Genomic DNA, 25326 nt, shown 5'->3' with positions numbered 1-25326 from the left:
ATTATAAAGTTTAATTATATATAATCAATGCACACTCCGCTTAAAATATGGCTTAATTATAATTTATTATACTATTTACCTTATATTCCCAACAGCTAGAGCCTTTATATCACTATCAAAATATTTAAGAAGTTCCTCGTCTGTAATACCGCAAAGACCTGCATATTGTCTTGTTAAAGATATGTCTTTAAGCTGATTTAGATCACTAAAAATGCTAACTTTATGAAATTTAGATACACCTGTAATAAAAATAAATTGAATAACTTCGTCAGCTTTCTTCAACCTGCTAAAAAAGCCTTTGAAAACGTCCCTGATGTGCTCTTGTATTTCTTCATGTTCTGAAGTATCTAAAAGAGGTTTATCGTACTCGTCAATAAGTACAACGCAGCGCCTGCCTGTTTTCTCAGCTGCAAGCTCCAATACTTTTTGAAAACGATCCCCCAGAGTCCTGTCTCTGAACTGATCTCCATAAATATCTTCCCAATCACGAAGCATACCATCGAGTACAATTTCTATAGAAGTCTTAGTATAACTATCTCCATTAAAATCAAAGTAAAAAACCGGGTATGGCTGCCACGCTTCCGGATTATCCTTTTCAAGTTTCTCGATATCAAGACCTCTAAATAGTTCTCTCTTACCTTCCCAATAAGCCTTCATTGCAGACAACAAAAGCGACTTTCCAAATCTTCTAGGCCTGCTAAGAAAATAGGGTACATTGTTATGTACCAGCTCATAAATATAACTCGTTTTGTCTATATATAAGAACCCATCTGTCCTTAATTTTTCAAAACCTTGTATACCGATTGGTAGCTTTTTCAATTCGATATTCACCTCTGTAATTATAAAGGCGTAAATGTATAAAACACATTCAAACACCTACTAACCATTCTTTAAAATTCTCGGGATATTCTTGTAAATCTCTACAATATTATACATTTTGCCTTCTAAGCTTGGCAACAACGAACATCTGGATCGATTTTATCACTTGATCCAATAGTTATGCTCTCCTAAATTCTTCCAACAACCGCCCCGTCTCTTCCGAAGGATTAGGGATAAGTGACAGTGTAAGGAATGCTCCTGCAGCATCTCCTTTTTCCAGCATATCAGATGCGATAGAAAGCATGATATTCTCACGCTCGACATAGATAGAAATATGCGAATAAAGCATAGCTTGTATACTAAATGGCGATATATGCCTGTCACGAATGAAAGCATATGCTTCCATCACTTCTTGTTTTAATGTAACTGTGCTACTAAGCTCTATCCTTCTTAACATAAGTTTTAGTTCAAGAAGTTTATCTTCAAATTCATCAATATCATATACATCATCTATAAAAGTCGGAAGCTTCATAGCGTATTCTTTTTGAACGCAGCTTCCCAATAGCTGTATCTGTGTAAGCCTTGAAGAAGCTCTTAAAAGATTGTCTTTATCTTTAAGTGCATCACATATGGTACTAAAAGCTCCTGCCTCATGGCTTCCTATAATATCACTTATTTTTTCTATTATGCTGCCAAGCATTCCCTGCATATCAGCGGTATTATCGCTATATGTTCTTATAATCTCAAGATAAGCTTTATACTCAGGATCCTGTTCGTCTGCTTCAGGAATCATATTGCTATAACTATCTATAAGCTTTCTTCTATACCGGTCATAGTTCCAAAGCGACATGATAACTCCATCATCATGAACACACCAGGTCGACAGCTGTTCTGGTACTACGATCTTATAACCTTTCCTTCGAATCTCAAAGGATTGAGATACATCATAGAAATCCCACCCATCAAAGATATCGCTTCTCCAAGGCACATCCACCCTTGTGACCATCATGAAGCCATCAATAGACTCAACTTCATGAATTATAGAATCTTCTGTGATTCTTTCATGTTCAAAATTTCCACCAGGCCATGATCTAAAGTTACCAGCTCTGTCACCTAACCACATAACAGCTGAAGCTGGTATATGTGGGCTCCCTATCATACCGATCATACCTATGGAATCATCTTTATTAAAAATATCAATTATATTTAAAAGGAAATATTTATTGATTATATAAACGTCCTGATGCATATAGATCTTATACCTGGCATCAGTTTCTGCCATGGCGCTATTGTAACCTGAAGTCATAGAAACAGCGCCATATATAGGAATAAGCTCTGTCTCATAGCCATCGGGGACTATAAGCTTATCTATATACAGCTTGCATTCATCGAATTGTATCTTATTATTGGTGCAGATTATGAAAGCGATTTTTCTATTGCTTGCCATATGCGTTACCAGTCATCAAACATGTTTTACTCTTATCATTAATCTCTAAATATGAAAACTCAGCTTATCAGGTTCTTTTTCAATATAACGTTCACACATATCTTTGTATGCCAAAAGTAGATCATCAAATTCTTCACCTTTATAGTGGTCTTCATAACAATTAGCAATGATCAAGGTTGCTTCTCTTATCCAATGAAATTGTGAAACATGCAATTTATCAGGACTATCCAGATACTTTTTATTGTTCCATGCATTCTTGATCGTAAGTGCCATAGATACAGATCCCTTAACTATTGTCCTAAAATCCTTTTGATCATTTTCATCGTGCAATCTAAAAAAGCTAAGCGGCTCGTTAATATATATCATGTCCCCTTTTTCAAGTAATCGTAGCCACAATGGATAATCAAGAATCAGATATTTTTCATCTCCTACCCAGCCTTTAAAAAAGCCGTCAGTATATTCTCTATTAAACAAAACTGTTGTCGGCTCTCCTATCCAATTCTTTCCAGTGAGCAAAAAATGTAAACCGGCTTCATACCCCTTTACATGTAAAAGCTTATCTGTAAATGGAGAAGCATTAAAATCTTTATCTTCCAGAAAATTCCCATCCTTATCAATAAGCTTTCTATATGATGTTACTAAAGAAATATCAGGATTACTCAAAAACTGAGCTGCCATATATTCAATCTTATTTGGAGCAAAAAGATCATCATCCATCAGGAAATTGATATATTGCGCATCATCTGACATATTGTCCCAACATTTCTGCCAGTTATCCCACATAGGAAGATCAGGAGTATGAAAATATTTGATATTTTTATAGGTCTTTTTAAATTCTTCTACAAGCTTCTGCGTCTCATCTCCACTACTATTATCGGAAATAATGATTTCAATATTGTCATAGGTTTGATTTACAGCACTGGCAAGTGCAAGAGCAAAATAATGAGGTCTTTCGTGAGTAGGTATAAGTATAGATACTAACGGCTTATTCTCCAAATCCATATTCAATCGCCTTCTTCTCAAATTCTTCAAAAGTCATCAGTTTCAAATCTCTGTCAGAAAAGACACCTTTTCTCGTATCTATCGGCCATGTAATTCCAATAGTCTTGTCATTGTATAATATCCCCGTATCTGTCTCTATATCATAGTCCCCGTCGCATTGATACAGCATTGTGGTATCATCTGATAATGCCACAAAACCATGTGCAAATCCTTTGGGGACATATACTGCATTTCGGCCATCACTCCTTAAATCTATACTTATCCATTTTTTATAAGTTGGACTGTTTCTTCTAAGATCAACAATCACATCCCAAGCCTTACCTTTTAGTACACATACAAGTTTAGCCTGCGGATTTCTCAGCTGAAAATGAAGCCCACGTATAACATTCTGAACCGACACAGAAACAAACGTTTCGTTAATATTAAATTCTATTCCACATTCGCTATATATTACTTTGTCAAAACTTTTTATAAAACTCCCTCTATTATCTTGGAAAAAAAAGTTTGTAATCGCATATGCCCCAGGAAGTTCCAATTCAGAAAAATCAAGTTTGCTCATATATATTCTCCTTGATATATCTAACCGTTGCTTCAATTCCTTCTTTGAAAGAAATATTTGAGTCAAAATCAAATTCATTTTCCAATGCACAAACATCAAATTCAGAATATGAAAGAGTTGTAATAGGATCCGGAAGTTCACCAAATCCAAGTAGTATATCAGGATTTATCACATCTTTTATCAGTTGTAGATATTCTTTTAACTTTCGAGGATTAGTACCGATGTAGTATGATCTGTTATTAGTTCCTTTCTCACCAATAACAGTAAAAGCCCTGGCCGCATCGTCTATGTATATAAAATCATATAATTGCTCTCCGCTTGAAAACTTACAGTGCTCGCCTTTTAGAAGTTTTCTTATAGTTGAATTAACAAGCCTCGGACTTTTTTCCCCTGGGCCATAGATATTAGATATAATGCCGCATATATACTCTACTCCCAGGTCATTTGATATAGCGCGAGCCATGTTATCAGCAGCAAGCTTGGCACTTGAATATACTGTATTTGCAGATAACTTACCTTCATTTTTGACAGCGTTTTGAATCTCATATTCCATAATGCTACCGGCAAAAATAAAGCGTTTACATCCTATTTCGCTACACGCTTTTACCACGTCACAAGTATACTTTACGCAGTCAGTCTGAACACGATAATTACTTCTAAGAGATCCTGAACTTCCTGTCCATGCGAAATGGTACGTATAATCTACATCTCTGTCAGCAATTACATGATGTAGATTCTTGATATCTGACAAATCACAATAAACCATTCTAATATCAGGAATTCCTGCCAATCTTGATATATCAGACGCTTGGTTCCTAATAACAGCTATGACTTCATAGTTTTTTAAAGCAAGCTGTTTACAAACAGCTGCTCCTACAAATCCATTTGCCCCGGTAACAAGAGCTTTCTTCATAGCTAATCCTCCCATATCTTCCACGGAGCATTGCCATCATTCCATAACTGCTCAATCTGGTTCTTTTCTCTAAGTGTATCCATGCATTGCCAATAACCTGTATGAACATACCCTGCAAGCTTTTTCTCTTCTACCAAAGCCTCCATCGGTTCTTTTTCAAAAGCAGTATCATCATCTTTAATATAATTAAAAATCTCAGGCTCTAATATCATAAATCCGATATTGATCAGTTCACCATCGTCATCAGATTTTTCACGAAATGCTTCGATCATCCCATCTCCGGATACTTCTACTACGCCCTTATGCTGCCCATAATTATACATAGAAAGTGTACATATACTATGGTGTAATCTGTGGAACTTAATAAGCTCTGGAATATTAATATCAGCTACTCCATCACCATAAGAAAGCATAAAAGGCTCTTGCCCTATATACTTTTGTACCCGTTTTATTCGTCCGCCTGTCTGCGTATTAAGCCCTGTATTAACCACAGTAACTTTCCATGGTTCAATACTTTTATCATGATAAGTGATGCTACCGTTTTCGCTAGTGTAATCAAAGGTAACATCAGAGGTATTCATAAAATAATCCGCAAACCATTCTTTTATTTGTCTTTGCTTATAACCGGCACAGATAATAAACTCATTAAAACCATAATGAGAATAAATTTTCATAATGTGCCAAAGTATCGGCATATCGCCGATTTCTATCATTGGTTTTGGTTTTAAATGCGATTCTTCGGATATTCTGGTTCCAAATCCGCCAGCCAGGATTACGACCTTCATTGCCACCTCGCAACTGCACCTATTATTCTTTCAATACTAACATCCACTTTTAGTATTATGGTTCAAAATTCCACTTCACTTATAGCATACTCAAGACAATGCATATTTCATTGTGAATGTAAAAATGCTAATCATCCTTTGTTTATGTAGACAAATACTTAACATTCATAGATACTTAACTTTTCTATTAGCCTTTACAGCCGGTTGCAAGTACCTTATATCCGGAATACCCATGGCAAAACAGATCAATGCCTCTTCATTATTTTTTACCCCAAGCATTTCTTTGATATCATCAACATTGTTAATAGCTTCCTTCATATCTCCCCTATATCCTGTTCCAACTCTCAAGGCCGCTGCCTCAAGCTGCATCCTTTCAGCCGCAATAGCAGCATCTACCAGGCTTGACTTATTACCAATAAAAACAACCAGATACTCTGCATTCCATAACACTTCTTCTCGTTTTGCATCCAGTCTCATGGTTGATGAATATAAAGGATTTATACTTCCAGTCTTGGAAACTTTCTCAACCAGATAATCAAGTGCCTCATTATATATTTCTACGAGCTTTTCTTTTACAAATATAATCCTGGCAGACTTTCGGTTTCTATCCGTAGGAGCACTCTGCCCGGCCAATATTATTCTCTGGAGTACATCTTCTGATATCTTTCCACCCTTAATATACTTTCTGATTATGTAAGAACTGCTTTTACTTCATTTAACGCCTTTGTGAGTTTTTTGTTTTCTTCAAATATACTATTTGCGTAATCCTCCAAAGTCGAATCAGATAGAGCATTATCTAAAAATAACTCCATAAGTTTTAAATATATAGGAGTTTGCTTTGCATACTCCCACCATATCTTTTCTATATCATAATGCAGATCAGAACACGACCATGGCCCATTTTTTGGAAAAGATATTATTGGATGTATACCTTTTATATCGTCATACCCAATTCCCTCATCGTGAGCGGCATCCGCATTAATAGCAATTGACAAAAAATCCTTATTATGACTATTGTCTTCCGATTCTAATATTTCCGATACACTACCATCTATTATGATATTGGATTCAAATTTAAAGAAATCCTCTTCTCCATTAAAAGGCTTAACTTCAACATCATATTTATGTAACGCATCTTTTAACATTTCGATTTCTTCGCCACTTAAACCTTCATTTTGAAAAAGAACTAAAACATGACCAGTATAGTTTTTACAAAGCGAAGTCAATGCAACTATCGCCTGTAAATAATTATCCTTATCAAGATTTATTTTTACTTTGATCATTTATTATCTATCCTCTTTTTCATAAGCTCATATGCTTTACCCAAAGTATCTTTCAACTCATAATTAGTCTTAAAAAGATCAAACAGAAAATTTTCTATCTTAGTATCAGTCATTGCTTTTTCAACAAACTCTTCAAGCAATTCTTCGTAAAAAGGTGTTAGCTTTGCATATTCCCACCAAATCTTCTCAATATCAAAATGAAAATTATTAAAGTCCCATGGCTTTGAACCAGAATAATGAATTATAGCTATTTTTTCTTTGGCATCTTTGTAGGTCACCTTGTTTCTGTGAGCAATTCTGGAAAAATAATCATATACTTTACAATCAACATATCCTATTTTTTTCCAATGTACCCAGTTCAAAATATCCTGATCCGGAGCATCCATTTCATAGTTCCATTCTTCAATTGCATCAAGATATGTCTGGAACGAATACTCTTTTCTTAATCGCTTTAGATTCATGAGCATAACACCGGAATTAAAATATCTGTATCCGTTTGCATAAGCTTCTTTAAACATCTCATTATGTTTTGCTCCATAAGAAGATGGATCATTATTTCCGCTTCTATCATCCGTAGCAATAATCTCATATTCATCAAAATCCACGTTATAGAAAGCTTCGATTGATTTATTTATAATAAGATCCACATCCAGATATAATATTCTTTCTACACTTTCAGGAATAACTTCTCCCATTAATAGCCTATAGTACATTTCAATGCTCCACTGATCATCTTTAGGGAGCTTATCATCAAATCTTTCTGAACTTATGTTTACAGGAATCACGCTAATATCATAGTTTGAAAGAGCGTTTCTTATCTTAGCAAAATCTTCTGCATCCAGCTCAGAATTCAAAATATATGCATCTATATGTACCGGATTATTCACGCAAAGAGATGTGAGCATTACTACTGTATATCTGATATATTTTTTATTCAGGGCGGTTGCGATATTCATAATTAACCTCGTGTGTGCAAATGCCATTCTAAAAAATGTGCATTTTATGATCCTGAAACAAAGTCAACACTTTCTACAAGTCTTTTCTGATACTCCTCATACATAATCTTCGCATATGGATATTGTTCAGATACCGCTCTCCAGTAACCCTCATATTCCGGAAGCCATGCCTTTTGAGCAGAAAGCCAATGAACAATACAAGTTATGTCTACTAATTTAGTAAAATCTTCCTCGGATATACTCGTAGTATCCGTAATCGGAAAACTATTCCAAATTGTTTGAAGAAAAAACTTTATCTTATATCTAAATACCACGTTAAGCGCTTCTTGATCTGTAGAGTAGCTAAAATCCGGAGAAAACAAAGTTTCCCAAAATTTATGAATCATATCATCAGATCTAAGTCTATTTAATATGAACATGACAATTATTGTTATACAAAAACAAGGTATAAATTGTAGTTATAGAAGGTAACAGAAATTTAGAATTAAATGACATTACTATTTGCATATCATTTGTGTATTGTTTATTCCTTTCATCGATTATTACAGTTGGGAGCTTATTAGAAATCAACGAACTATTTAAAAATCTTAAATAATCAATATATCCTTCAAATGTCAGCATAATAGCAGCTGCTTCTAACATCATCATTACTTTATATTGATGACCTGTAAGCATTTTTTAGTTTTCCATAAACCTCATCAGTTTTATCTGATGCTATAACCACATAGTCAAATGTAATAATATTATCTACTTGATAATTATCAAGGCAATTATATGAATAACCCTCTATATCTGTTTCTATATCATCACATGAAAACAATATGCAATTGTATTCTTCTTTTACTCCCTTAAAAAAAAGATATGCCAGAGCCACATAGTTAATGTCTATAAAAAACAAAGCATTGAACCTCGATTTAGACATAATAACCTCCTTCGTAAAACTCTTATTCAAATTTTTAATTACCGATCAATCAAGGTAATGTATTAAGAATTACTTCGAAAGACATTTTTCAACTTAAATACTGTTTCTTCAATCTGGCTTATAGCCATAAGGAACTCATTGAAATCATCGTAGTATGCATTTCATAAGATAATGTATCAAGTTCCCAAATAGTACTACCGTTTGATTCTTCTTTGACAAAAGAAAAACCCATATTGCTATAAAAATCCTTCACCAACCCATTTTTTGGCGTTGGCTTATAATACCCCACTATTCGCCTGATATTTGTATTTCTTACGATTTTCACCAATTCATTCATCATAAGATCTTCCAAACCACGTTTAAAAACTCTGCAGCTCATAAGCCATAATTCAATGTGCAAAGAATCATCCTTTATTTTCCCTGATACAACAGTAACAATGCCATTATCTGCAAATTTGTCTATAAGCCTGCCGCATAAACAGATATAATCAGGAGCATTTTGCATATGGCGAATATCATCTTCACTGCATCTTAAAGTGGTTAAATTGAACTGGTTTGTTTTATTTGTAAGCTGTGCAATTCTTTGAATACAGATTGGATCAAATTCAGTAACTACAGCTTTCATCTCAAGGCTTTTCAGATAATCATCATAGTTTTCATATACCGCCTGTTCTTTTTTGGCCTGTGCTCTTGCTTTATACTGGCTTGTTTTGGACAGATCATCTTCCGTTATTGTCGTGGTTTCAAAATATCCGGATTCATCAAGAATCTTAATATAATTCTCCGCTACATCCATATCAGGAACAGCTACTGCCGGCAATCGATTTTTTATTATTTCACGCTCCGCAGGATTATCATCAACAAACACAAAACTATCTATTCCTAAAGATAGTTCGTCAGCTAACTCTCGTAAATTCTGATCCTTATTGTTCCAATTTGCTTTTATCGATACAAAATCATCTGGTCTAAGCACGCCCTCTGGGTGCTTTAGTCCGGCAATAGCATTATCTTCATCATTTTTAGAATTAACAGCAAGAACAACACCTATCTTCTGAAGCTCTTTACAATATTTTTGAAAATAGTAATAGGATTGTCCCTGAGGTGTTTCCTTTCCAATCTTTATCCCTTCTAATCCATCATCTCCTATAACGCCGCCCCAAATAGTGTTATCCAGATCTAGAGCAATCAACTTTTTATTTTTCCCAAAAAGAGATTTAATAATATTGGCTATGCTAAAGGATAAATATGGAATAGCATTCATCGGACACATATATTTATACATGTTCCAATACAGCGAATTCGACCACTCTGCAAGTCCGAAATTTTGAGCTATGTAGTCCAGATCATTAATATAAAAAGATGTATGCTCTCTCGCATACAGATAAAACTTTTGATTTAGCCTTGAGAGAAAATTGCTCCTACCACGATAATCCCAAATATCACGATTCCCCATTAATCTATAATCCGGCCTGTCAAAATTGTTCTGAATTATCGGACACTGGTATTTTTCTTTAATGCTATTCCACAGCTGTTCAAAGCGGGTATATTCATTATCAAGTATCTTATCAACACTTTCCTCGGTATCACTTATAGAAGGAAACTCCTTAACATTTCTCCAATTGGTATGGATATAAATAATATCCGGAGCAAAACCATCTAAAGCCGGATTACCAAACATACCATCTTCCCAATATTTACCATATTCCGACTGATAGAATTCTGCCTTTATTCCATAATGTAAAAGCGCAAGTTCTAATTGATCTACCACCTCATTAGTTGTAGATCCGCCAAGAACAGCAATTCTTTTTGTAATCCAACTATGATTCTGCTCCAGCAATTCATTTTTTATTGCCAGTTTCTTTCGAATCAGAGTCTTTGTATCTAATGGATAAGAAAAATAATCCACTCTTAGCACCTCGCTTTTTAACTTGGCCTATCCTGATCTCCATCACCCTTAAAAAGTATTGCTCTCATATTGCTGGTAGAATAATGTATTTCAACATTTCTTTGTTCAAATGGAGAAAAATAATCCGGAATAATATTTCCATCTTCTATGACTTTGTGCCATCCAGCCTCTATAAAGATCTTTTCGTCTATACCGGCTTCATATGTATCAACATATTCACATCCATACTCATCTAAAAGCCTGTCTATTTCTGGTGTAACTCTTTTTATCTCGCTTATATCTCCAATACAATCAATCATTCTAAGCGCCTTTGATCCATTACATTCTTGTATTCTGAATGCAAACAAAGCCTTTATATCCTCATTATCATTAACTGATGCAAATACCTTGTATACGTATTGCGGATGGTTAAAATACCTCCATAAAAGATATGATCTACTCTTATACGGAATTTGAACACTCTTATCAAATATAGATTTACCGACATTCTCAAGCGTTTCATCTATCGGAACAAGTTTTACAGAACTTTTCCCTTTTACAAATTCGGTGATGGGGGGAGTTGTTATCTTAGCAATATTATAAGCATCTCTTCTAGCCAATCTATACCAATGAGACATTGTGCTTACCTGCATTCCTACATACGCATATATCTTTGAAGTTGTCTCAGGATTAATTCCCGGACACACAATTTCTCTATGGGGCTCGTTATTAATGAGATATTGTATTAGTTTTATGCCTAAAAAACCTGTTGATGGATTAGCCTTCCACAGTGCCAGTGCAATATCCTTATCATCAGAAGTATCATAAGTAACAAATCCAAGCATCCCTTGGATTTGGTCATCTTCATCCAGCCCAATTACGATATTCAGCTTATCGTTATCGCCTCTATACTGCCATTCGAAAAGCTTCCTATCTCGTGAAAGAATATGCCCCTTACGCCAATACGTATCAATGAATTGCATTATCTTATCAACATCACTTTTTTGAGCAAAACGAATAGAATAATCCACTACTCATTACCTCATTTCATACGTTCAAGAAGTTGTACTTTTCGCAATAATAGCATCAACTATTTTTCCAACATCACTGAGCTCTATCATCTCATCAAGCGTAAAAGTTAATTCAAATTCATCCTGAACGGCCTCTAGAATTGTTATATGAGTTAGACTATCCCAACCATCAATATCATTTTGATTTGTATTTTCATTGATGATCAAACTGGAATTTCCAAAAATATCACGAAAAATATTCTGTACTTTATCCAAAATATCAGTCTTATTCATATTTACATATCTCCTTATTCAGCGATTTAGCTTATCAATGGCGGTACTATTAACTTGCATTTTCTTTTTAACCATTCGACCAAAGAGGTATTATTTCCATCTTTTATAATTCTCACTTTTTGGAGGAAAATCATTACAATCAAGTCTTGGAAGTAGCAACGCTGAATCTTTGCCAATCTCTGCCGCACGAGTATCGGTAGTCAGTCCAATACATGCACCGTTTTCTCCAATAAGCCTGAGCACATCATCATTGTAACTGCCATACGGATAATTCATCACCCATTCTTTGCGATCAATAAATTCATCCATAGTTTCCAATGCCTTCAAAATATCTTCCTTCATCTGCTCAGTAGAAAGATTACCAAGCCAATAATGATCATATCCATGTATTCCTATGAACATTCCATGCTTTCTCAAAGTACGAATCTGCTCTGAAGTCATATATAATTCATAGGCGAGCTGCTCTTCTGTAACCCCAACATACTTTTCAAAAAGATCACTGGAAATTATATTTCTAAGCTTTTCCGGAAGTACAGTTTGAAGGATTCTTTTTACAAATACAGTTTCTTTGCCATCGAATCTTTCATCTATCGCATATTGATTCCATAATTCTACAGTATCAGGATAATCAAACTCTCTGCCCCTGTAATAGTCCATTTTTTGCTTTACATCTACAACAAGCTTTGCGATATCTGCACTTGCAAGTATATAGTGAATTTTGTTTACATCTAATAGTTGATGCGTTGTAAATGTTTTTCCAGGGATAAAAAATGAACCTTGAAAGCCAAACTCTTCAAGAATTGGATAAGCATATGTAAAATTATCAATGTATCCATCATCAAAAGTAAGCAGTATAGCATTATCCGGAAGTGTGGAATTTCCTTTAACTGCGTCTATGACCTGTTCCATTGTGACTACATTACAGTTTGTCTTAAAAAACTCCATCTGTTGTCTGAAAAGATGTATATCAAGGCCTTTAATATCCGGATATCTGCTATGTTTAAGATCTCTTGTGTAATGATACATTGCTATTGACAATTTTCTGCGATCTTCAGACATTTTTTCATTTTACCTACCGTTTCTTCAATCTGATCCTTAGTTATGTTTGTGCTACATGGAAGGTTTATTATTCTTTCAGAATAGTATTTCGCCTTTTCTATCTTGTATGAAACACATTTCTGATATGGTTTCTGCTCTCCTATAAGCCCCCAGATAGGTCTTGTTTCTATTCCTTCTTTAGATAAGTCATCAATATATGTTTTTATATCCAAAGGACATTTAACCCTGTTTATAACCAAAGAATAAAACCATTTATTAGACCTGATATTATCTCTAAACGGAAGAATATATCCAAAATCTGCTCCTTCAAGCAATTCCAGATATATCTGGTGATTTTTATTTTTTCTACTGATAAATTCTTCAAGCTCTTCCATCTGAGCACAGCCTATAGCTGCCTGAACATTAGTCATCCTATAATTAAAACCAATCTCGTTATGTATATAAAAATGTGGGTCATCCTTGGCCTGTGTAGACAGATACTTAATATGCATTGCTCTATCCTTATCTTTGGATAAAACAGCACCACCACCACCTGTTGTTATTATCTTATTGCCATTAAAAGAAAGAGCTCCATAGTCTCCTATTGTGCCTGCTATTCTCCCTTTATATCTTCCATATTCAAACCTGCTCCCAAGAGCTTCTGTTGCATCTTCAACAACAGATAGATTATATCTGTCTGCAATATCCATTATTTTTTCCATATCTGCAAGATTTCCAAAGACATGGACAACAATTATTGCTTTTACCTTTTTACCACTCTTAGTATGAACAAGATTCTGTCCGTCATACTTACATTCAGTCATACAGAATTCATCAATTTTAGCAGGATCAATACACAGGCTATCATCGCAGTCCATAAATACAGGCTCAGCACCTACATATGTAACCGGGTTTACAGCCGCTATAAAAGTCAGTGTTGGTACAAGAACCATGTCCCCATATTTGATCCCAAGGTCATAAAGAGCCATATGAAGAGCTGATGTCCCGCTCTGACAGGCTACAGCGTATGATGATGTATATTCTGAAAGCATATCTTCCATACGGCTTACATATGCACCACCTGTAGACACCCATCCCTGGCCAACCGCATCACTTGCATATTTAAGCTCATTACCTTCAAAATTCGGAACAGACAACGGTATCATAATAACCTCATAACCTCATGTTGCGAGTGAAACGAGCGGCTAATGGTTGAAGTGGTGGAGCTCGCGACACCACTTCGTAGAGTTTGAATTTATTCAAACTCATAACCTCATGTTCATATGTTTAAGAAATAATTATCATCATCTCTTTTATGGCACTCTTCAATGATCCTGTTGAATTCTCCTATTGTGTCATGTTCAAGTTCTCCGAGTTCGTGTGCCTTTTTTGATTGAGATTTATAATAATCAGCATCATTTACGTATCTTTCTATTACTTGTACCATTTCGTCATAATCATCAACTGCAAAGTCGTCATGACAATTGGCATATACATCTCCTGTTTTGCAGGTAACAACCGGCACTCCTTTTAGCATTGCTTCCTGAGCGCTGGTTCCACCTCCTAGTCGTATGGGGTTAACATAAAGATCAATGTTATCCAATACCGCCATCATATCGGATTGCATTCCCAAAAATCTGCATATACCGGAACAGACAGGATCTTCACCAATCAACTTCTCGTATTTTGAAAAAATACCGCAGAAATTGAATCTGACATTACTCACTGAGCCTGCAACTTTCCGTATCATTTCAAGAAATTCAGGGCCAACTTCATCATCGAGTCTTCCACCTACAATTGCAATTTCAAAATCTTCCTCTTTCATCCCAAGATCGGCTTTTGATAATACAATTGACTGTTCCTTACATTCAAAGGTCATGATCATTTCTATGACTTTATCTTCAGGATAACCAATTCTTTGTAACATGGTTCTGTCTTTGTCTGTTATCTTCCTTCCAAGTGTCTGCCATTTCTCTGTAGTTCTTACAAGATTGTCAGGTCCAAGGGTAACAGCAAGTGTAGGTATAAAGTAATTGCACAGATTGCCAAGAAGAGTATTACCACCTATGTCTATAACCATATTAGGGGCGTAGTCGTAGATTATGTGTAAATAATCTCTCAGTTTTGGAATATCCATAATTCCTTTACCAATTTGGCAAAATGGTATACTAACCCCTTTATAGTTTATTGACTCCATATTATCCAGCTCATCTACATGATTCGCAAATACAAATCCATAAAATAAGACTGAAATATCGTAAAAACACATTTCTCCGGTATTTATTAAAAGGACATTATTGTTATTAGCAATTAAAGCTCTACATCTATCCAAAGCAGACTTTGTAGGACCATGTTCTTCTCCCAAAATCTGATCTGTTATTACAATATAAAAATCGTTATTTCTCTTATCTATGGAAATATATGGAAATTTCTCTTTTGACCATATTGCATCATGATATTCTTTTACAATCGAATTATATAATTTCCATAATAGTAATTTATTATCATCGGTTTGAAGTACAGGTGTGACAAACAGTCTATACGAAATCTCATAAAAATATACATATTTTTCCTCAACAGATATGTCAGGAGTTTTGAGTAAAATATCCACACTTTGTTCCAATGCGAAATTATCTTTGGCAAGACAGATTGGCATCTGCAGCAATATAGAATAAAAAAACAGCTTTAATCTAACATCATCAACATCATTTGCGCAGACATTAATTATCAAATAAGCATAGTCTTTATCAGAGGGATTTTTATTGAGATATTCAATAAGCTCAGAACTTTTATTAATTAGAGCCTGATAATTCATCTCATCGCTAAGTTCACTGACTATCCCCAATACCTTATCTTTTACATCTTCATATGCCATATGCAAACATCCTCAACCAGCTTTTACCAGTAACATCCACCTTCAACTTGTTCATACCAGACCGGTTTTTCATCAAAGGGTCTTATCCAAGCATCGGTCATGTATTTACCATAAAAATCCTTCTCATCTTCAACAAAGCGTTTACCTGCAACTCCAAATATAAAAGATGTAAGACCACACATCTCTATTGCTGATCTTCCCGATCTTTTAATTGCATCACATAATGGAACTCCGTAGAACCCCGCTCCCACAATAGCTATGTCAAAATCAATTGCAAGTATATCCTTTTTGACCTTATCTAAAGCTTCAAACCACGAATCGTAATTATTATCATCACTCTGACAGGTCTGTATCATTCTGTATGTGATCAATGTAAAATCAGGAAGGGTGCTTTCCTTATAAGGGCTAATTGTTTCTTTTCTCTTATATTGGTATTCAACTGAATCAGGAACATTTGTAACAACAAGTACTTTCTTCCCTGCAAGCGCCGATGTCCACGGCTCATAACCATCAACATAAGGAATAAGGGAAAAATAGTCTATGTTATCACAGGAAGATAAAACAAAATGATTTGCAAGTACAGCTTCCATTCTACATGCGCCCCACATCATCATAATGTCTGCATTTCTAAATCCCTCAAGCTGTACTTGAACAAAACGATCTATATAATCAATGATTATTTCCGGAGAAGCATCTGAAGGTACAAAAAAGCCACATGCATTGAATGCGTACTCTAATGCAAAATCACTATATTCTTTTTTATCTTCTAATATATTTGATATATAGTTATCAACTAAAATTCCTTCTGTATTTCCTAAACGAAGTGCACAAAAAGGTCTTCCCTCCAAGATTTTATTTTTTAATACTTCGTTTGCTTTATTTCCAAAATGCACTTCTTTCTTCACAGGGTCTAAATTCTTCATGTAAAAGCATCGATCCTGATAGTTTTTCCTAATGACAAGATTATACATATTGAATGTATTTACTTCATTTATGAATCCGCTAAGTCCATCTTTCTTATCAGGAAAAATATCCTCCCTTTCGAAGGATGTATCTATCTTTTTAAGCATCATTCTTATATACGGAACAAATAGTGCATTTATGCTGTCTTCATAATCATCTCCAAGCATTTTTACAAGCATTTTTTTATTTAGATCAGCTTGTATCGGATTTCCAAATAAACCAAACTTATCTATAACAAAACCAAGCTCCGTGATGTGATCAGCTATATCTATAAGGGAATCATCCGTAAGCTCTTCTTTAGCTTTATAATCCTTATTCGTTTTTACTTCTGCTCCTGATCTAATTACTCTGTTCATCATCAGGTCAGCTATTTTCTCTATATTATTAGAATTAGGGCAGACTATCATCATCTGTCCATTGGCTTTTAATAAACAAGAAACTGTAGAAAGATTTTTCCACCTTTCACTTTTATCAATCAGATAGGTTACAACTATATAATCAAAAGAAATCTTCATGCTAATGAGCTGCTTTAAATCTTCATCTGAAAGCTCTGCACTATAGACATCACAAGAAGGAAAGAACTGCCCTGCAATCGCTACATCTTGGATGCAGTCTTCCCCTAGTATAAGCATATTGAATTTTGAATTCTCTGCTTCTTGGATCAGATCAAGTAGGTATGCTCCAATAGTCATATAAACCTTTTCTCTCAAATAAACGAATCCATTTCTACAGGAAGCTTTGAAAGCAGTTCTTCCATGATCATGTTATAGCTTATCGCCCTACAGTTCTTACACTCTCCGCAGCTCCATCTCTTATTGGAAGTAGCTTTAACCTCATCGTGTCTTTTACTGTGCCATATTTCTTCAAATGAGTTCTCATAAATATTTCCAACAAGGAATTCCTCTTTACCTATCTCTGAAATATTAGGGTATACATCTCCTTCTGGTGTGACTGCAGCAAGAAGTCCCATCTGATTTATATGACATATCTTTGATTTCGTATATGGTTTTCTATAATGAAATACTGTATCAAGGTTAGTAAAATTATGATCTATCTTGCCTTCTTCTGATAACTTTTGAATGACAGAATCAAGTTCTGCTGCCTTTTCTTCTGAAACTCCAAGGCCTCTGTCTTCATAGTCTCTTACGATCTTGAATATAGCATAATCAAACTGTCTGTCTTTGAGCGTCTGCAATATATGCGGAACTTCGTCCACAATAAGATTCGTAACAACTACTCTGGAACCTACTACAGGTGACTTATCACCAAATCTGTCCTTAATCTTGGAAGGAAGTGACAAAACCTTAGGCATATTTTCAGTTCCGGTAATCTTCTTAAAAAGATCTTCGCTGCAGCTTGGTACTGACAATGCAATATAATTAAAGTGATCAGCAATATCAAATACTCCTGAAGATTCAATCATTGATCCGTTTGAAACAAGAGCAGATTCAACGCCGTTTTCATAAAGTTTTACTACTGCATCAGCCAATCCCTCATAAATGCAGGGTTCTCCGCCACCTGAGAAATATACACCTTTTACTTTCATCCTGATAATGGAATCTATGAGCTTATCAAATACAGCTCTATCCATATGACAACGGCTTTCATTTCTTTCTTTATAGGAGCAATGAATACATCTGTGATTACATCTTGCTGTAGGATGTATCTCAACAGACCATGGTGCAAAATCATTCCTTCCTCCCCTATAATCAGCCAGGTATGCTCCAAACGGAAACATTACTTTTTGAGAGTTTAAGAAGTCGTTACAAAGTGAATATTTCATATTTAGATTCCTTTCTACCAGGACCAACTATATCAATAATATGTTTTTCTATACTTTCAGAAAAATCCGGCAGGTATTCTGCCGGATTTCCTGTTAGTATATATTATACCATATTTAGTATATTTTTTACTGAAGTAATGATAATACGCCCTGATTTGTCTGGTTAGCCTGAGCAAGCATTGACTGACCTGCCTGAGCAAGGATGTTATTATTTGAATATCTAACCATCTCTTCTGCCATATCTGTATCACGAATCTGTGATTCAGCTGCTGATGTATTCTCTGTGATGTTATCGAGATTCTTTATAGTATGTTCAAGTCTGTTCTGAAGAGCACCGAGGTCAGATCTCATGCTGGAGATAGATACGATAGCTGCTTTTACAGTACTGATAGCCTGATCTGCAGTAACATTAGTCGATACACTAAGGCCAGATACGCCGATTCCTGCTGCGCCAAGCGAGCAGATGGAGATAACAATTCTACTATCGTCAAGATTTTCAGAACCTACCTGAAGATTCTTTGCTGTGAATGTTCCGTCAAGAAGTGTCTGGTTATTGAATTCTGTTGTGGATGCTGTTCTGTCAATCTCTGATATAAGAGCATTTACTTCCTGTTGGATGTATCCTCTATCGTCTGTTGTAAGAGTATCGTTAGCAGCTTTAACAGAAAGTTCATTCATACGCTGAAGCATATCCTGAACTTCCTGGAGCGCACCTTCTGCGATCTGTACGCAGGAGATACCATCCTGTGCGTTATCAGATGCCTGTGAAAGACCTCTGATCTGTCTTCTCATTTTTTCGGAAATTGCGAGACCTGCTGCATCATCTGCTGCACGATTGATCTTGTAACCTGATGAGAGTTTTTCTGAAGATTTTGCCTGATTGTCTGTTGTAATACCAAGCTGTCTCTGCGCGTTCATTGCGGTTATGTTGTGTTGTACTACCATATTAATTTCCTCCTTGAATTGGGGCCCGCTTCCCTGCTGCCACTCTCCTTTTCTTGAATTTATGTAGCCTACTTTGCGGATTCCTTTCCAAGGCTGAAACTTTCTTACACTCTTTATATCGGTAGATCAAGAGAAAACTTAACAGATATACTAATAAAATTCTTGTTTTTTGCTCGGTATAGGAGTATAATAGTATGACAAAAATTATAGATCCAGGTGATTATCACTTGGATCTTTCTCTTTACACTATATTTATCGACATTAAAATTTAAAACTTTAGAATTTCTGACAAGATTTATTCATCTCAATAATATTTCCACGCTGAAAGAAGCCCCGGTGATGTTTCCGGGGCTCCTTTTGGTAGTTGCAATCATTCACTTAAAATGACAGATTTACTATTTTGTTTGAGATTAGCCAAGGATTGAAAGAACGCCCTGGTTAGACTGGTTAGCCTGTGCAAGCATTGACTGACCTGCCTGAGCGAGGATGTTATTATTCGAATACTTAACCATCTCTTCAGCCATATCTGTATCACGGATCTGGGATTCAGCTGCAGTTGTATTCTCAGCGATGTTATCAAGGTTCTTGATTGTGTGCTCAAGTCTGTTCTGAGTAGCACCGAGATCAGATCTCATAGTTGAAATAGACTGGATAGCGATCTTAACAGTAGATATAGCTGCCTGAGCCTGGACACTTGTACTAACTTTAAGAGCATTAACACCAATACCATTAGCACCCATAGAACCGATAGATACTACAATACGGCTCTTTGTTACGTTCTCAGTACCAACCTGAAGGTTCTTAGATGTGAATGTACCATCGAGAAGGTTCTGGTTATTGAACTGAGTTGTTGATGCTGTACGATCGATCTCAGATACGAGCTTGTCAACTTCAAGCTGGATGTATCCTCTATCATCTGTTGTAAGTGTGTCGTTAGAAGCCTTAACTGCCAGCTCATTCATACGCTGAAGCATATCTTGTACTTCCTGAAGGGCACCTTCAGCTGTCTGTACTGCAGATATACCATCCTGTGCGTTGTCAGATGCCTGATTAAGACCTCTGATCTGTCTTCTCATCTTTTCGGAAATTGAAAGACCTGCTGCATCATCTGCTGCACGGTTAACTTTGTAACCGGATGAGAGCTTTTCTGAAGACTTTGCCTGTAAATCTGTTGTGATACCAAGCTGTCTCTGTGAATTCATTGCAGTAATGTTGTGTTGTACTACCATAGTTTTTTCCTCCTTGAAAAAAGACCTCGAAAGCATCCGTGCTTTCGGTTTGTGTGTTTGGCGGGTAAGCTCAGGATTATCCCTTGCTTGTTCCCTTACATATTATTTATCGACAAAAAAATCAGATTCTTTATAGGTAATTCCATTCTTTTTTTATTAATTTGATTATTTTCTCAATTGCACCTATGCAGTCATCCATCATCTGCGCACTGGCTATGAGGACTTCATCCATTGGTTTATTCTTGTTCATAACAATATTTTTATACTTATAAACTTCACTTAAGCAAAAGGCTGTCACCAGATAATATAAAGGCTCTGTGCGGTCTATGACGTTAGCTTCTTTCACAGCTTCATAGGTTGTCTCAAAATCTTTCCCTGATGTGATATTGTTCTTTATAAAACCGGACATCTTAATGTAGTTTCTCTTATACTTCTTTAATTTATCTCCAAATTCATTTAATCTGTCAGGAAGTTTTCTTAGATGATCAAGGCATTTTTCTTTATCTTCACCTTCAAAAGCATATGAAACCTTTTGAAGCATATCATCAAAATCGCAATTCGTATTACACCTTGTATCTATAACTTCGTTAAGTGTCATATTCAAGGCGCCTTGTATCCTTGCGCCACCTTCTGTCGCATCAATGACAGTGACATTTTCCTTTACTGCTTCTATCTTCTTTTCAAACCATCTGATGTAATATCTCATTTGAGAATCGGTTGTAAGTATACTGCCGTCACAGGCTTCTACCCGTTCTATTCCTCTTTCAGCCAGTTCTTCTTCTGATTCCTGATTACTGTACCCTTGTACATGTCCCTGACCTCCTGTAAAAGCAAGATCCTGGCCAACAAGTACAATTGTCTTAAATCCTATATATTCAAGAACAGAAAAAGCATTAGTTGATATAGATCCTCCTGTTTCCACCTTCCCAATATCATGTGTTAGTATATCGCCAAATATAGAAGTCTGAACTACTGTTCCCATAGAGGATCCTCCGGTAAAAAACAATCTGCCGGACCAGTTCTCAACTATTTTGTAGTTTGATGATATCTCTGCAATAAGTGGCTTCCTACGGGTTCTGTCATCTTCAAAAACGGAATATTCCTTCTCTGCATCTCCCGTTATTACTGCATTATAATTAACATTATGGTTTTCAAGTGCTCTTACTGCAGAATCTACCGCTAATATAAAGGCTCTTCCTTCAGCCTTTTTAAGATCATCTATATTTTTATTAAGTGAAGGACCAGCACAGACCAATATCGCGGGTATATCTTCAAGATCAATATCATTAAACTTTTTTACTATCCAATAAAGATCAGAGCCATCTACAAAGTATCTTAAATTCTTGAATGTATTTAGATTGAGTTCGTCCTCCATCTTGATCAGGGTATTACTGTTAATCCTGATTGAATCCATGACATAATCCGCCATTTTGATGCATCCTCTACACATATCGGGATAAAGGGCATCATATCCGGGTGATATCAAAAACCTTATAGGAGTAACAGTTCCGGGATTAATAACACCATCAAGCAGAGTCTGAAGGTGTTCAAAGACTTTAGAATTTCCGATCAGAAGGAAAAAATTCTCATTACTGATAATATCTGAAATATCAATTTCAGACATAACAGATAGTAAGACGTTAATATCCGGCTCAACAGCTATTAGAATATTATTATCAAACATATCCCCAAGAATATGCCTTGCAATCCTTCCATCGCCCAATCCGAAGAGAATATAGGTTTCAAATGGCTCTGGTTCGTTGTATCGTTCAGAATATATCTTAGCTGCATCATTGGCATCCACCATGCTTGAAAGAGCATATTCATAGCCATCTCTGCTTACGTATACAATACTTTGACCACATAAATCTGACGATATTCTGATATCATTCTCCAAAATATTGCTGTCTTTTCCGCTCACAAGAGCATCTTTTATTGTATTATCAGTTTCTACGTCAATGAACTGCCTTTTTTGGATGACATCAAGATTTTTCTGATATATAGCATTCATCAAAATACCCTTTCGTTCTCCATGGCTATCAGGATGTCAGGATGTTCTCTACTATAACCAGAGCATCCGCCATGCCTATCATATCTGTATGCTTGTAGGCTTCAACTCCATTTTGAATGCTTTGAATAATATTCTGAACTTCTTTCTTACCGGAAGTCATATATGGAAGTACAGCGTTTGTAAGCTCTTTGATAAGAGGCATATACTCTTTCATGCCTTCCTGCTCATAGTTTTGGTATAGAAGCTTTATCTCATTTTGAAGTCTTTCTTTCAGTTCATCACTAATCATTGATATCTCCTTGACTTATGCGTTCTTCCATCTTCCTGAGTTCTTCAAACTGCCCCATATCAAGGAAAGAATTTTCGCTTATAGGGAATACTCCTACCTGCATCCCCCTGATCATAAAATCATCAATAAGGTCTGTCATGTTGTAGATAGTATCACGAGGTATCATATCGAGGTATCCGGCATCGAGTACATACATACCCGTATTAATAAGATATGAAAGGCTTGGCTTCTCATCCAGAGATGAAACAACGCCTTCTTCGCTGGTATGCAGGACTCCATATGGAATGATTGTATTTTTGAGTGATGATACTATAGTAATGGCATTGCCAGATGTTCTGTGATGCTCCAATATAGCTGCGTAGTCAGCTTCTATCATAATGTCACAATTAGTCACTATAACCGGTCCTTCAAGGTCATCTCCTATAAGACTTATCCCTCCTGCTGTTCCAAGGGGTTTACTTTCTTCGACATAATGTATGGTATATGACGAATTCAAATCTTTAAAATAAGACTTGATCATCTCTTTCTTGTAATTGACGGTTATATAGAATTCATCTGCTCCATATGAGCAGAATCTATTGACTATCCTTTCAAGGATTGGTATCTCACCTATTGGGATAAGGGGTTTAGGCAGGATCTTTGTATAAGGATATAGTCTTGTTCCCTTACCACCAGCCATGATTATTACAGGGATTCCTTTAAGTGATTGTTTTTTCTTTCTTCTGCGGCGATGGATATCTTCTATAAATACAATGTCAACAATTTTCCTGTGTTCATTGACAATTGGAACAGATCTGACAGATTCAATTGTCATAAGCTTACCAGCTTTATCTCTTGCTTCTTCTGAGAGGCACTTAGGATCTTTTTTCATAATGTCTCTTACGCGTCCCTGGAGATTGCCTGTTGTAATAATCCATCTACGGATATCTCCATCAGACACTGATCCGGACAGCTGACATTTACTATTCAGAATATAGAGGATACCCTTTCCATTCTCATCTATCTTCTGCATAGCTTCTACAATATTCATGTCTTTGGTTCCTGTATAGCGGGAGAGAGTCTCTTTATCCATGAATAATCCTCTTATAATGACCGACAGCGGTTAATCTGTATTGATATAATCAAGCATCCTACTAAGTCTATCTTCATACGTATAGTATTTTTTCACCTTCTCATAACCCTTACTTGCTATGGAAAGTCTGATATCGTCATGTGTCATATAAAAGTCCGCCTTTTCAAGTGCATCTTCAAGTCCGTAGTACATAGCGGTATCTACGCCGTCAGTGAACTCTTCATATAGTTCTGTTCTGAAGCTTGAAAGAAGAAATCCTCCGCACCCCATAACATCTAATTGTCTAAGTGGCAGTCCCGAACAGTTACCTCTAAATGTAGGACACAAGTTGATCTTACTAAGTTTAAAGATCTGTGGCATCTCTTCTTCATAGCTCACCTGACCATGTATTTTGACATTAGGAATGAGTTTATATTCTTCCTCTGGCAGATCATAGGTATACAGATGTGTGTCAAATTTTGTAGATAATAGTTTTAGAAGCGACAGTCTGTCTATATGTGTAACAAATGTAGCTATAGAGTATATAAGCTGCGGCGCAGAGATCGTAAGCGCATTATCAGGGTAGGTGGCATAGTTTCCATTTATGCTTTCAATAAGCTTATCAGTAACAGCATCCCTTATGATATATGCCTGATCATTGGCCTGCTGTGAAGCAACTATTGCTTCAATATAACCTTTCTGATAATCAGACATTCTGGTTTTTAGCGTAGGGAGTGTTGACTGATATGTTTTGCCTACAAGTGATATATCGGAAGAAAATGCCAAATTATTTGCTCTTACCTTGGCCCATCTGTCTGTGTTAACTGCAAGCGGCATATGATAGACATGTTCTATTCCTTTTTTCTTATAATCATCTACGTCATCTCTTGAGAAAAAGAAGATGTAGTTGGTATCATATTCCATTGTGTCAGTCTTGGGAAGATTAGGAGGTGAGTCATAAGACCATGAAATATAGGGAAGACCGTGCCTATGGCAGCCTTCTGCAACAAGCGGCCAGTAATTAGTTGTAAAACACACGTCAAAGCATTCGCTAAGCACCTGCCCTTCAAAATATTCAAGGAATGTATCATCTTCGTATCTGTTTGGAATATCGCCATAATCATTCCATATGCGACGACAATCATGTCCCATCTTGTTAAAAAAGTACTCAAGATCGTCATCTATATATGAACCAAGCCATGTAAAGAATAATATCTTCATACGAATAACCTCATATCACGAATACAATGATTAACTAATGATTTGA

24 protein-coding genes are annotated in these 25326 nt (G+C 35.9%); all 24 read right to left on the bottom strand.

The features are described from left to right. Positions 1-75: 75 nt before the first annotated feature. The 24 genes from BMX21_RS14565 to BMX21_RS14440 all read right to left on the bottom strand — a co-directional run bounded on the left by BMX21_RS14565 (position 76) and on the right by BMX21_RS14440 (position 25280). The gene (locus tag BMX21_RS14565; RefSeq protein WP_092045488.1) at positions 76-876 is read right to left on the bottom strand and encodes an ATP-binding protein; all 801 of its coding nucleotides are present in this window, start codon (positions 874-876) and stop codon (positions 76-78) included. Positions 877-997: 121 nt separating this feature from the next. Beyond that, entirely contained in the window at positions 998-2266 is a 1269-nt protein-coding gene (locus BMX21_RS14560; RefSeq protein WP_092045486.1) for a glycosyltransferase family protein, read from the bottom strand. Between the two features lie 45 nt (positions 2267-2311). Continuing rightward, a complete protein-coding gene (locus tag BMX21_RS14555) occupies positions 2312-3268 on the bottom strand; it encodes a glycosyltransferase family 2 protein (protein WP_051199638.1) in 957 nt (318 codons plus the stop codon). Next, on the bottom strand, positions 3252-3827 hold the full coding sequence (gene rfbC, locus BMX21_RS14550) for a dTDP-4-dehydrorhamnose 3,5-epimerase (RefSeq protein ID WP_027205254.1): 576 nt from the start codon (positions 3825-3827) through the stop codon (positions 3252-3254). Before rfbC ends, BMX21_RS14555 begins: the two co-directional genes overlap by 17 nt. After that, positions 3814-4740 carry an NAD-dependent epimerase/dehydratase family protein gene (locus BMX21_RS14545; RefSeq protein ID WP_073387172.1) on the bottom strand — a complete coding sequence of 309 codons (927 nt, stop codon included), beginning with the start codon at positions 4738-4740 and terminating at the stop codon, positions 3814-3816. Before BMX21_RS14545 ends, rfbC begins: the two co-directional genes overlap by 14 nt. Before the next feature lie 2 nt (positions 4741-4742). After that, on the bottom strand, positions 4743-5525 hold the full coding sequence (rfbF, locus tag BMX21_RS14540) for a glucose-1-phosphate cytidylyltransferase (protein ID WP_027205252.1): 783 nt from the start codon (positions 5523-5525) through the stop codon (positions 4743-4745). Between the two features lie 165 nt (positions 5526-5690). Then, a complete protein-coding gene (locus BMX21_RS14535; protein WP_278305097.1) occupies positions 5691-6203 on the bottom strand; it encodes a nitroreductase family protein in 513 nt (170 codons plus the stop codon). Positions 6204-6214: 11 nt separating this feature from the next. Further along, positions 6215-6808 carry a hypothetical protein gene (locus BMX21_RS14530; RefSeq protein ID WP_092045482.1) on the bottom strand — a complete coding sequence of 198 codons (594 nt, stop codon included), beginning with the start codon at positions 6806-6808 and terminating at the stop codon, positions 6215-6217. Next, a complete protein-coding gene (locus BMX21_RS14525; protein WP_177174056.1) occupies positions 6805-7764 on the bottom strand; it encodes a glycosyltransferase family 8 protein in 960 nt (319 codons plus the stop codon). The genes BMX21_RS14530 and BMX21_RS14525 overlap by 4 nt, the downstream gene beginning before the upstream one ends. A gap of 652 nt (positions 7765-8416) precedes the next feature. After that, complete coding sequence (locus tag BMX21_RS14510; protein WP_092045474.1) at positions 8417-8686, bottom strand: hypothetical protein; 270 nt, start codon at positions 8684-8686, stop codon at positions 8417-8419. Positions 8687-8804: 118 nt separating this feature from the next. Continuing rightward, positions 8805-10592, bottom strand: a complete 1788-nt coding sequence (locus BMX21_RS14505) for an HAD-IIIC family phosphatase (RefSeq protein WP_092045472.1) — start codon at positions 10590-10592, stop codon at positions 8805-8807. 17 nt (positions 10593-10609) lie between these two features. Beyond that, complete coding sequence (locus tag BMX21_RS14500) at positions 10610-11602, bottom strand: hypothetical protein (protein ID WP_092045470.1); 993 nt, start codon at positions 11600-11602, stop codon at positions 10610-10612. A gap of 24 nt (positions 11603-11626) precedes the next feature. Then, positions 11627-11875 carry an acyl carrier protein gene (locus BMX21_RS14495; protein ID WP_092045468.1) on the bottom strand — a complete coding sequence of 83 codons (249 nt, stop codon included), beginning with the start codon at positions 11873-11875 and terminating at the stop codon, positions 11627-11629. A gap of 90 nt (positions 11876-11965) precedes the next feature. Next, positions 11966-12934 carry a polysaccharide deacetylase family protein gene (locus BMX21_RS14490; protein ID WP_177174055.1) on the bottom strand — a complete coding sequence of 323 codons (969 nt, stop codon included), beginning with the start codon at positions 12932-12934 and terminating at the stop codon, positions 11966-11968. Next, positions 12904-14079, bottom strand: a complete 1176-nt coding sequence (locus tag BMX21_RS14485; RefSeq protein WP_092045466.1) for a LegC family aminotransferase — start codon at positions 14077-14079, stop codon at positions 12904-12906. Before BMX21_RS14485 ends, BMX21_RS14490 begins: the two co-directional genes overlap by 31 nt. 113 nt (positions 14080-14192) lie before the next feature. Further along, positions 14193-15788 (bottom strand): glycosyltransferase, encoded by a 1596-nt coding sequence (locus BMX21_RS14480; protein WP_092045464.1) that lies wholly within the window; start codon positions 15786-15788, stop codon positions 14193-14195. A 23-nt stretch (positions 15789-15811) separates the two neighbouring features. Further along, a complete protein-coding gene (locus BMX21_RS14475) occupies positions 15812-17443 on the bottom strand; it encodes a hypothetical protein (RefSeq protein WP_092045462.1) in 1632 nt (543 codons plus the stop codon). 14 nt (positions 17444-17457) lie between these two features. After that, complete coding sequence (locus tag BMX21_RS14470; RefSeq protein ID WP_092045460.1) at positions 17458-18534, bottom strand: radical SAM/SPASM domain-containing protein; 1077 nt, start codon at positions 18532-18534, stop codon at positions 17458-17460. A 126-nt stretch (positions 18535-18660) separates the two neighbouring features. Then, complete coding sequence (locus tag BMX21_RS14465) at positions 18661-19479, bottom strand: flagellin N-terminal helical domain-containing protein (protein WP_092045458.1); 819 nt, start codon at positions 19477-19479, stop codon at positions 18661-18663. Between the two features lie 410 nt (positions 19480-19889). Then, positions 19890-20708: a flagellin N-terminal helical domain-containing protein gene (locus BMX21_RS14460; RefSeq protein ID WP_092045456.1), complete on the bottom strand. Its 819-nt coding sequence runs from the start codon at positions 20706-20708 to the stop codon at positions 19890-19892. A 130-nt stretch (positions 20709-20838) separates the two neighbouring features. After that, on the bottom strand, positions 20839-22719 hold the full coding sequence (locus BMX21_RS14455; protein ID WP_092045454.1) for a motility associated factor glycosyltransferase family protein: 1881 nt from the start codon (positions 22717-22719) through the stop codon (positions 20839-20841). Between the two features lie 28 nt (positions 22720-22747). Beyond that, complete coding sequence (locus tag BMX21_RS14450; RefSeq protein ID WP_092045452.1) at positions 22748-23008, bottom strand: hypothetical protein; 261 nt, start codon at positions 23006-23008, stop codon at positions 22748-22750. Further along, entirely contained in the window at positions 23001-24080 is a 1080-nt protein-coding gene (locus tag BMX21_RS14445) for a nucleotidyltransferase family protein (RefSeq protein WP_027204509.1), read from the bottom strand. The genes BMX21_RS14450 and BMX21_RS14445 overlap by 8 nt, the downstream gene beginning before the upstream one ends. Before the next feature lie 30 nt (positions 24081-24110). Then, positions 24111-25280, bottom strand: a complete 1170-nt coding sequence (locus BMX21_RS14440; RefSeq protein ID WP_092045450.1) for a glycosyltransferase family protein — start codon at positions 25278-25280, stop codon at positions 24111-24113. Positions 25281-25326: the final 46 nt, after the last annotated feature.

It is taken from the genome of Butyrivibrio sp. TB (genome assembly GCF_900110805.1).
GTDB classification, from domain to species: Bacteria; Bacillota; Clostridia; order Lachnospirales; family Lachnospiraceae; genus Butyrivibrio; species Butyrivibrio fibrisolvens_C.
Note: the sequence above shows the minus strand (reverse complement) of the source record. Positions and strands in the feature narration are given on the sequence as shown.

Coding starts and splice junctions, on each gene's coding strand:
- BMX21_RS14440 (WP_092045450.1), bottom strand. CDS start 25,280: ATGAAGATATTATTCTTTACATGGCTTGGTTCATATATAGATGACGAT.
- BMX21_RS14480 (WP_092045464.1), bottom strand. CDS start 15,788: ATGGCATATGAAGATGTAAAAGATAAGGTATTGGGGATAGTCAGTGAA.
- BMX21_RS14455 (WP_092045454.1), bottom strand. CDS start 22,719: ATGAATGCTATATATCAGAAAAATCTTGATGTCATCCAAAAAAGGCAG.
- BMX21_RS14445 (WP_027204509.1), bottom strand. CDS start 24,080: ATGGATAAAGAGACTCTCTCCCGCTATACAGGAACCAAAGACATGAAT.
- BMX21_RS14465 (WP_092045458.1), bottom strand. CDS start 19,479: ATGGTAGTACAACACAACATAACCGCAATGAACGCGCAGAGACAGCTT.
- rfbC (WP_027205254.1), bottom strand. CDS start 3,827: ATGAGCAAACTTGATTTTTCTGAATTGGAACTTCCTGGGGCATATGCG.
- BMX21_RS14460 (WP_092045456.1), bottom strand. CDS start 20,708: ATGGTAGTACAACACAACATTACTGCAATGAATTCACAGAGACAGCTT.
- BMX21_RS14510 (WP_092045474.1), bottom strand. CDS start 8,686: ATGTCTAAATCGAGGTTCAATGCTTTGTTTTTTATAGACATTAACTAT.
- BMX21_RS14530 (WP_092045482.1), bottom strand. CDS start 6,808: ATGATCAAAGTAAAAATAAATCTTGATAAGGATAATTATTTACAGGCG.
- BMX21_RS14560 (WP_092045486.1), bottom strand. CDS start 2,266: ATGGCAAGCAATAGAAAAATCGCTTTCATAATCTGCACCAATAATAAG.
- BMX21_RS14555 (WP_051199638.1), bottom strand. CDS start 3,268: ATGGATTTGGAGAATAAGCCGTTAGTATCTATACTTATACCTACTCAC.
- rfbF (WP_027205252.1), bottom strand. CDS start 5,525: ATGAAGGTCGTAATCCTGGCTGGCGGATTTGGAACCAGAATATCCGAA.
- BMX21_RS14490 (WP_177174055.1), bottom strand. CDS start 12,934: ATGTCTGAAGATCGCAGAAAATTGTCAATAGCAATGTATCATTACACA.
- BMX21_RS14475 (WP_092045462.1), bottom strand. CDS start 17,443: ATGACTATTGGAGCATACCTACTTGATCTGATCCAAGAAGCAGAGAAT.
- BMX21_RS14450 (WP_092045452.1), bottom strand. CDS start 23,008: ATGATTAGTGATGAACTGAAAGAAAGACTTCAAAATGAGATAAAGCTT.
- BMX21_RS14525 (WP_177174056.1), bottom strand. CDS start 7,764: ATGAATATCGCAACCGCCCTGAATAAAAAATATATCAGATATACAGTA.
- BMX21_RS14495 (WP_092045468.1), bottom strand. CDS start 11,875: ATGAATAAGACTGATATTTTGGATAAAGTACAGAATATTTTTCGTGAT.
- BMX21_RS14485 (WP_092045466.1), bottom strand. CDS start 14,079: ATGATACCGTTGTCTGTTCCGAATTTTGAAGGTAATGAGCTTAAATAT.
- BMX21_RS14545 (WP_073387172.1), bottom strand. CDS start 4,740: ATGAAGAAAGCTCTTGTTACCGGGGCAAATGGATTTGTAGGAGCAGCT.
- BMX21_RS14470 (WP_092045460.1), bottom strand. CDS start 18,534: ATGAAATATTCACTTTGTAACGACTTCTTAAACTCTCAAAAAGTAATG.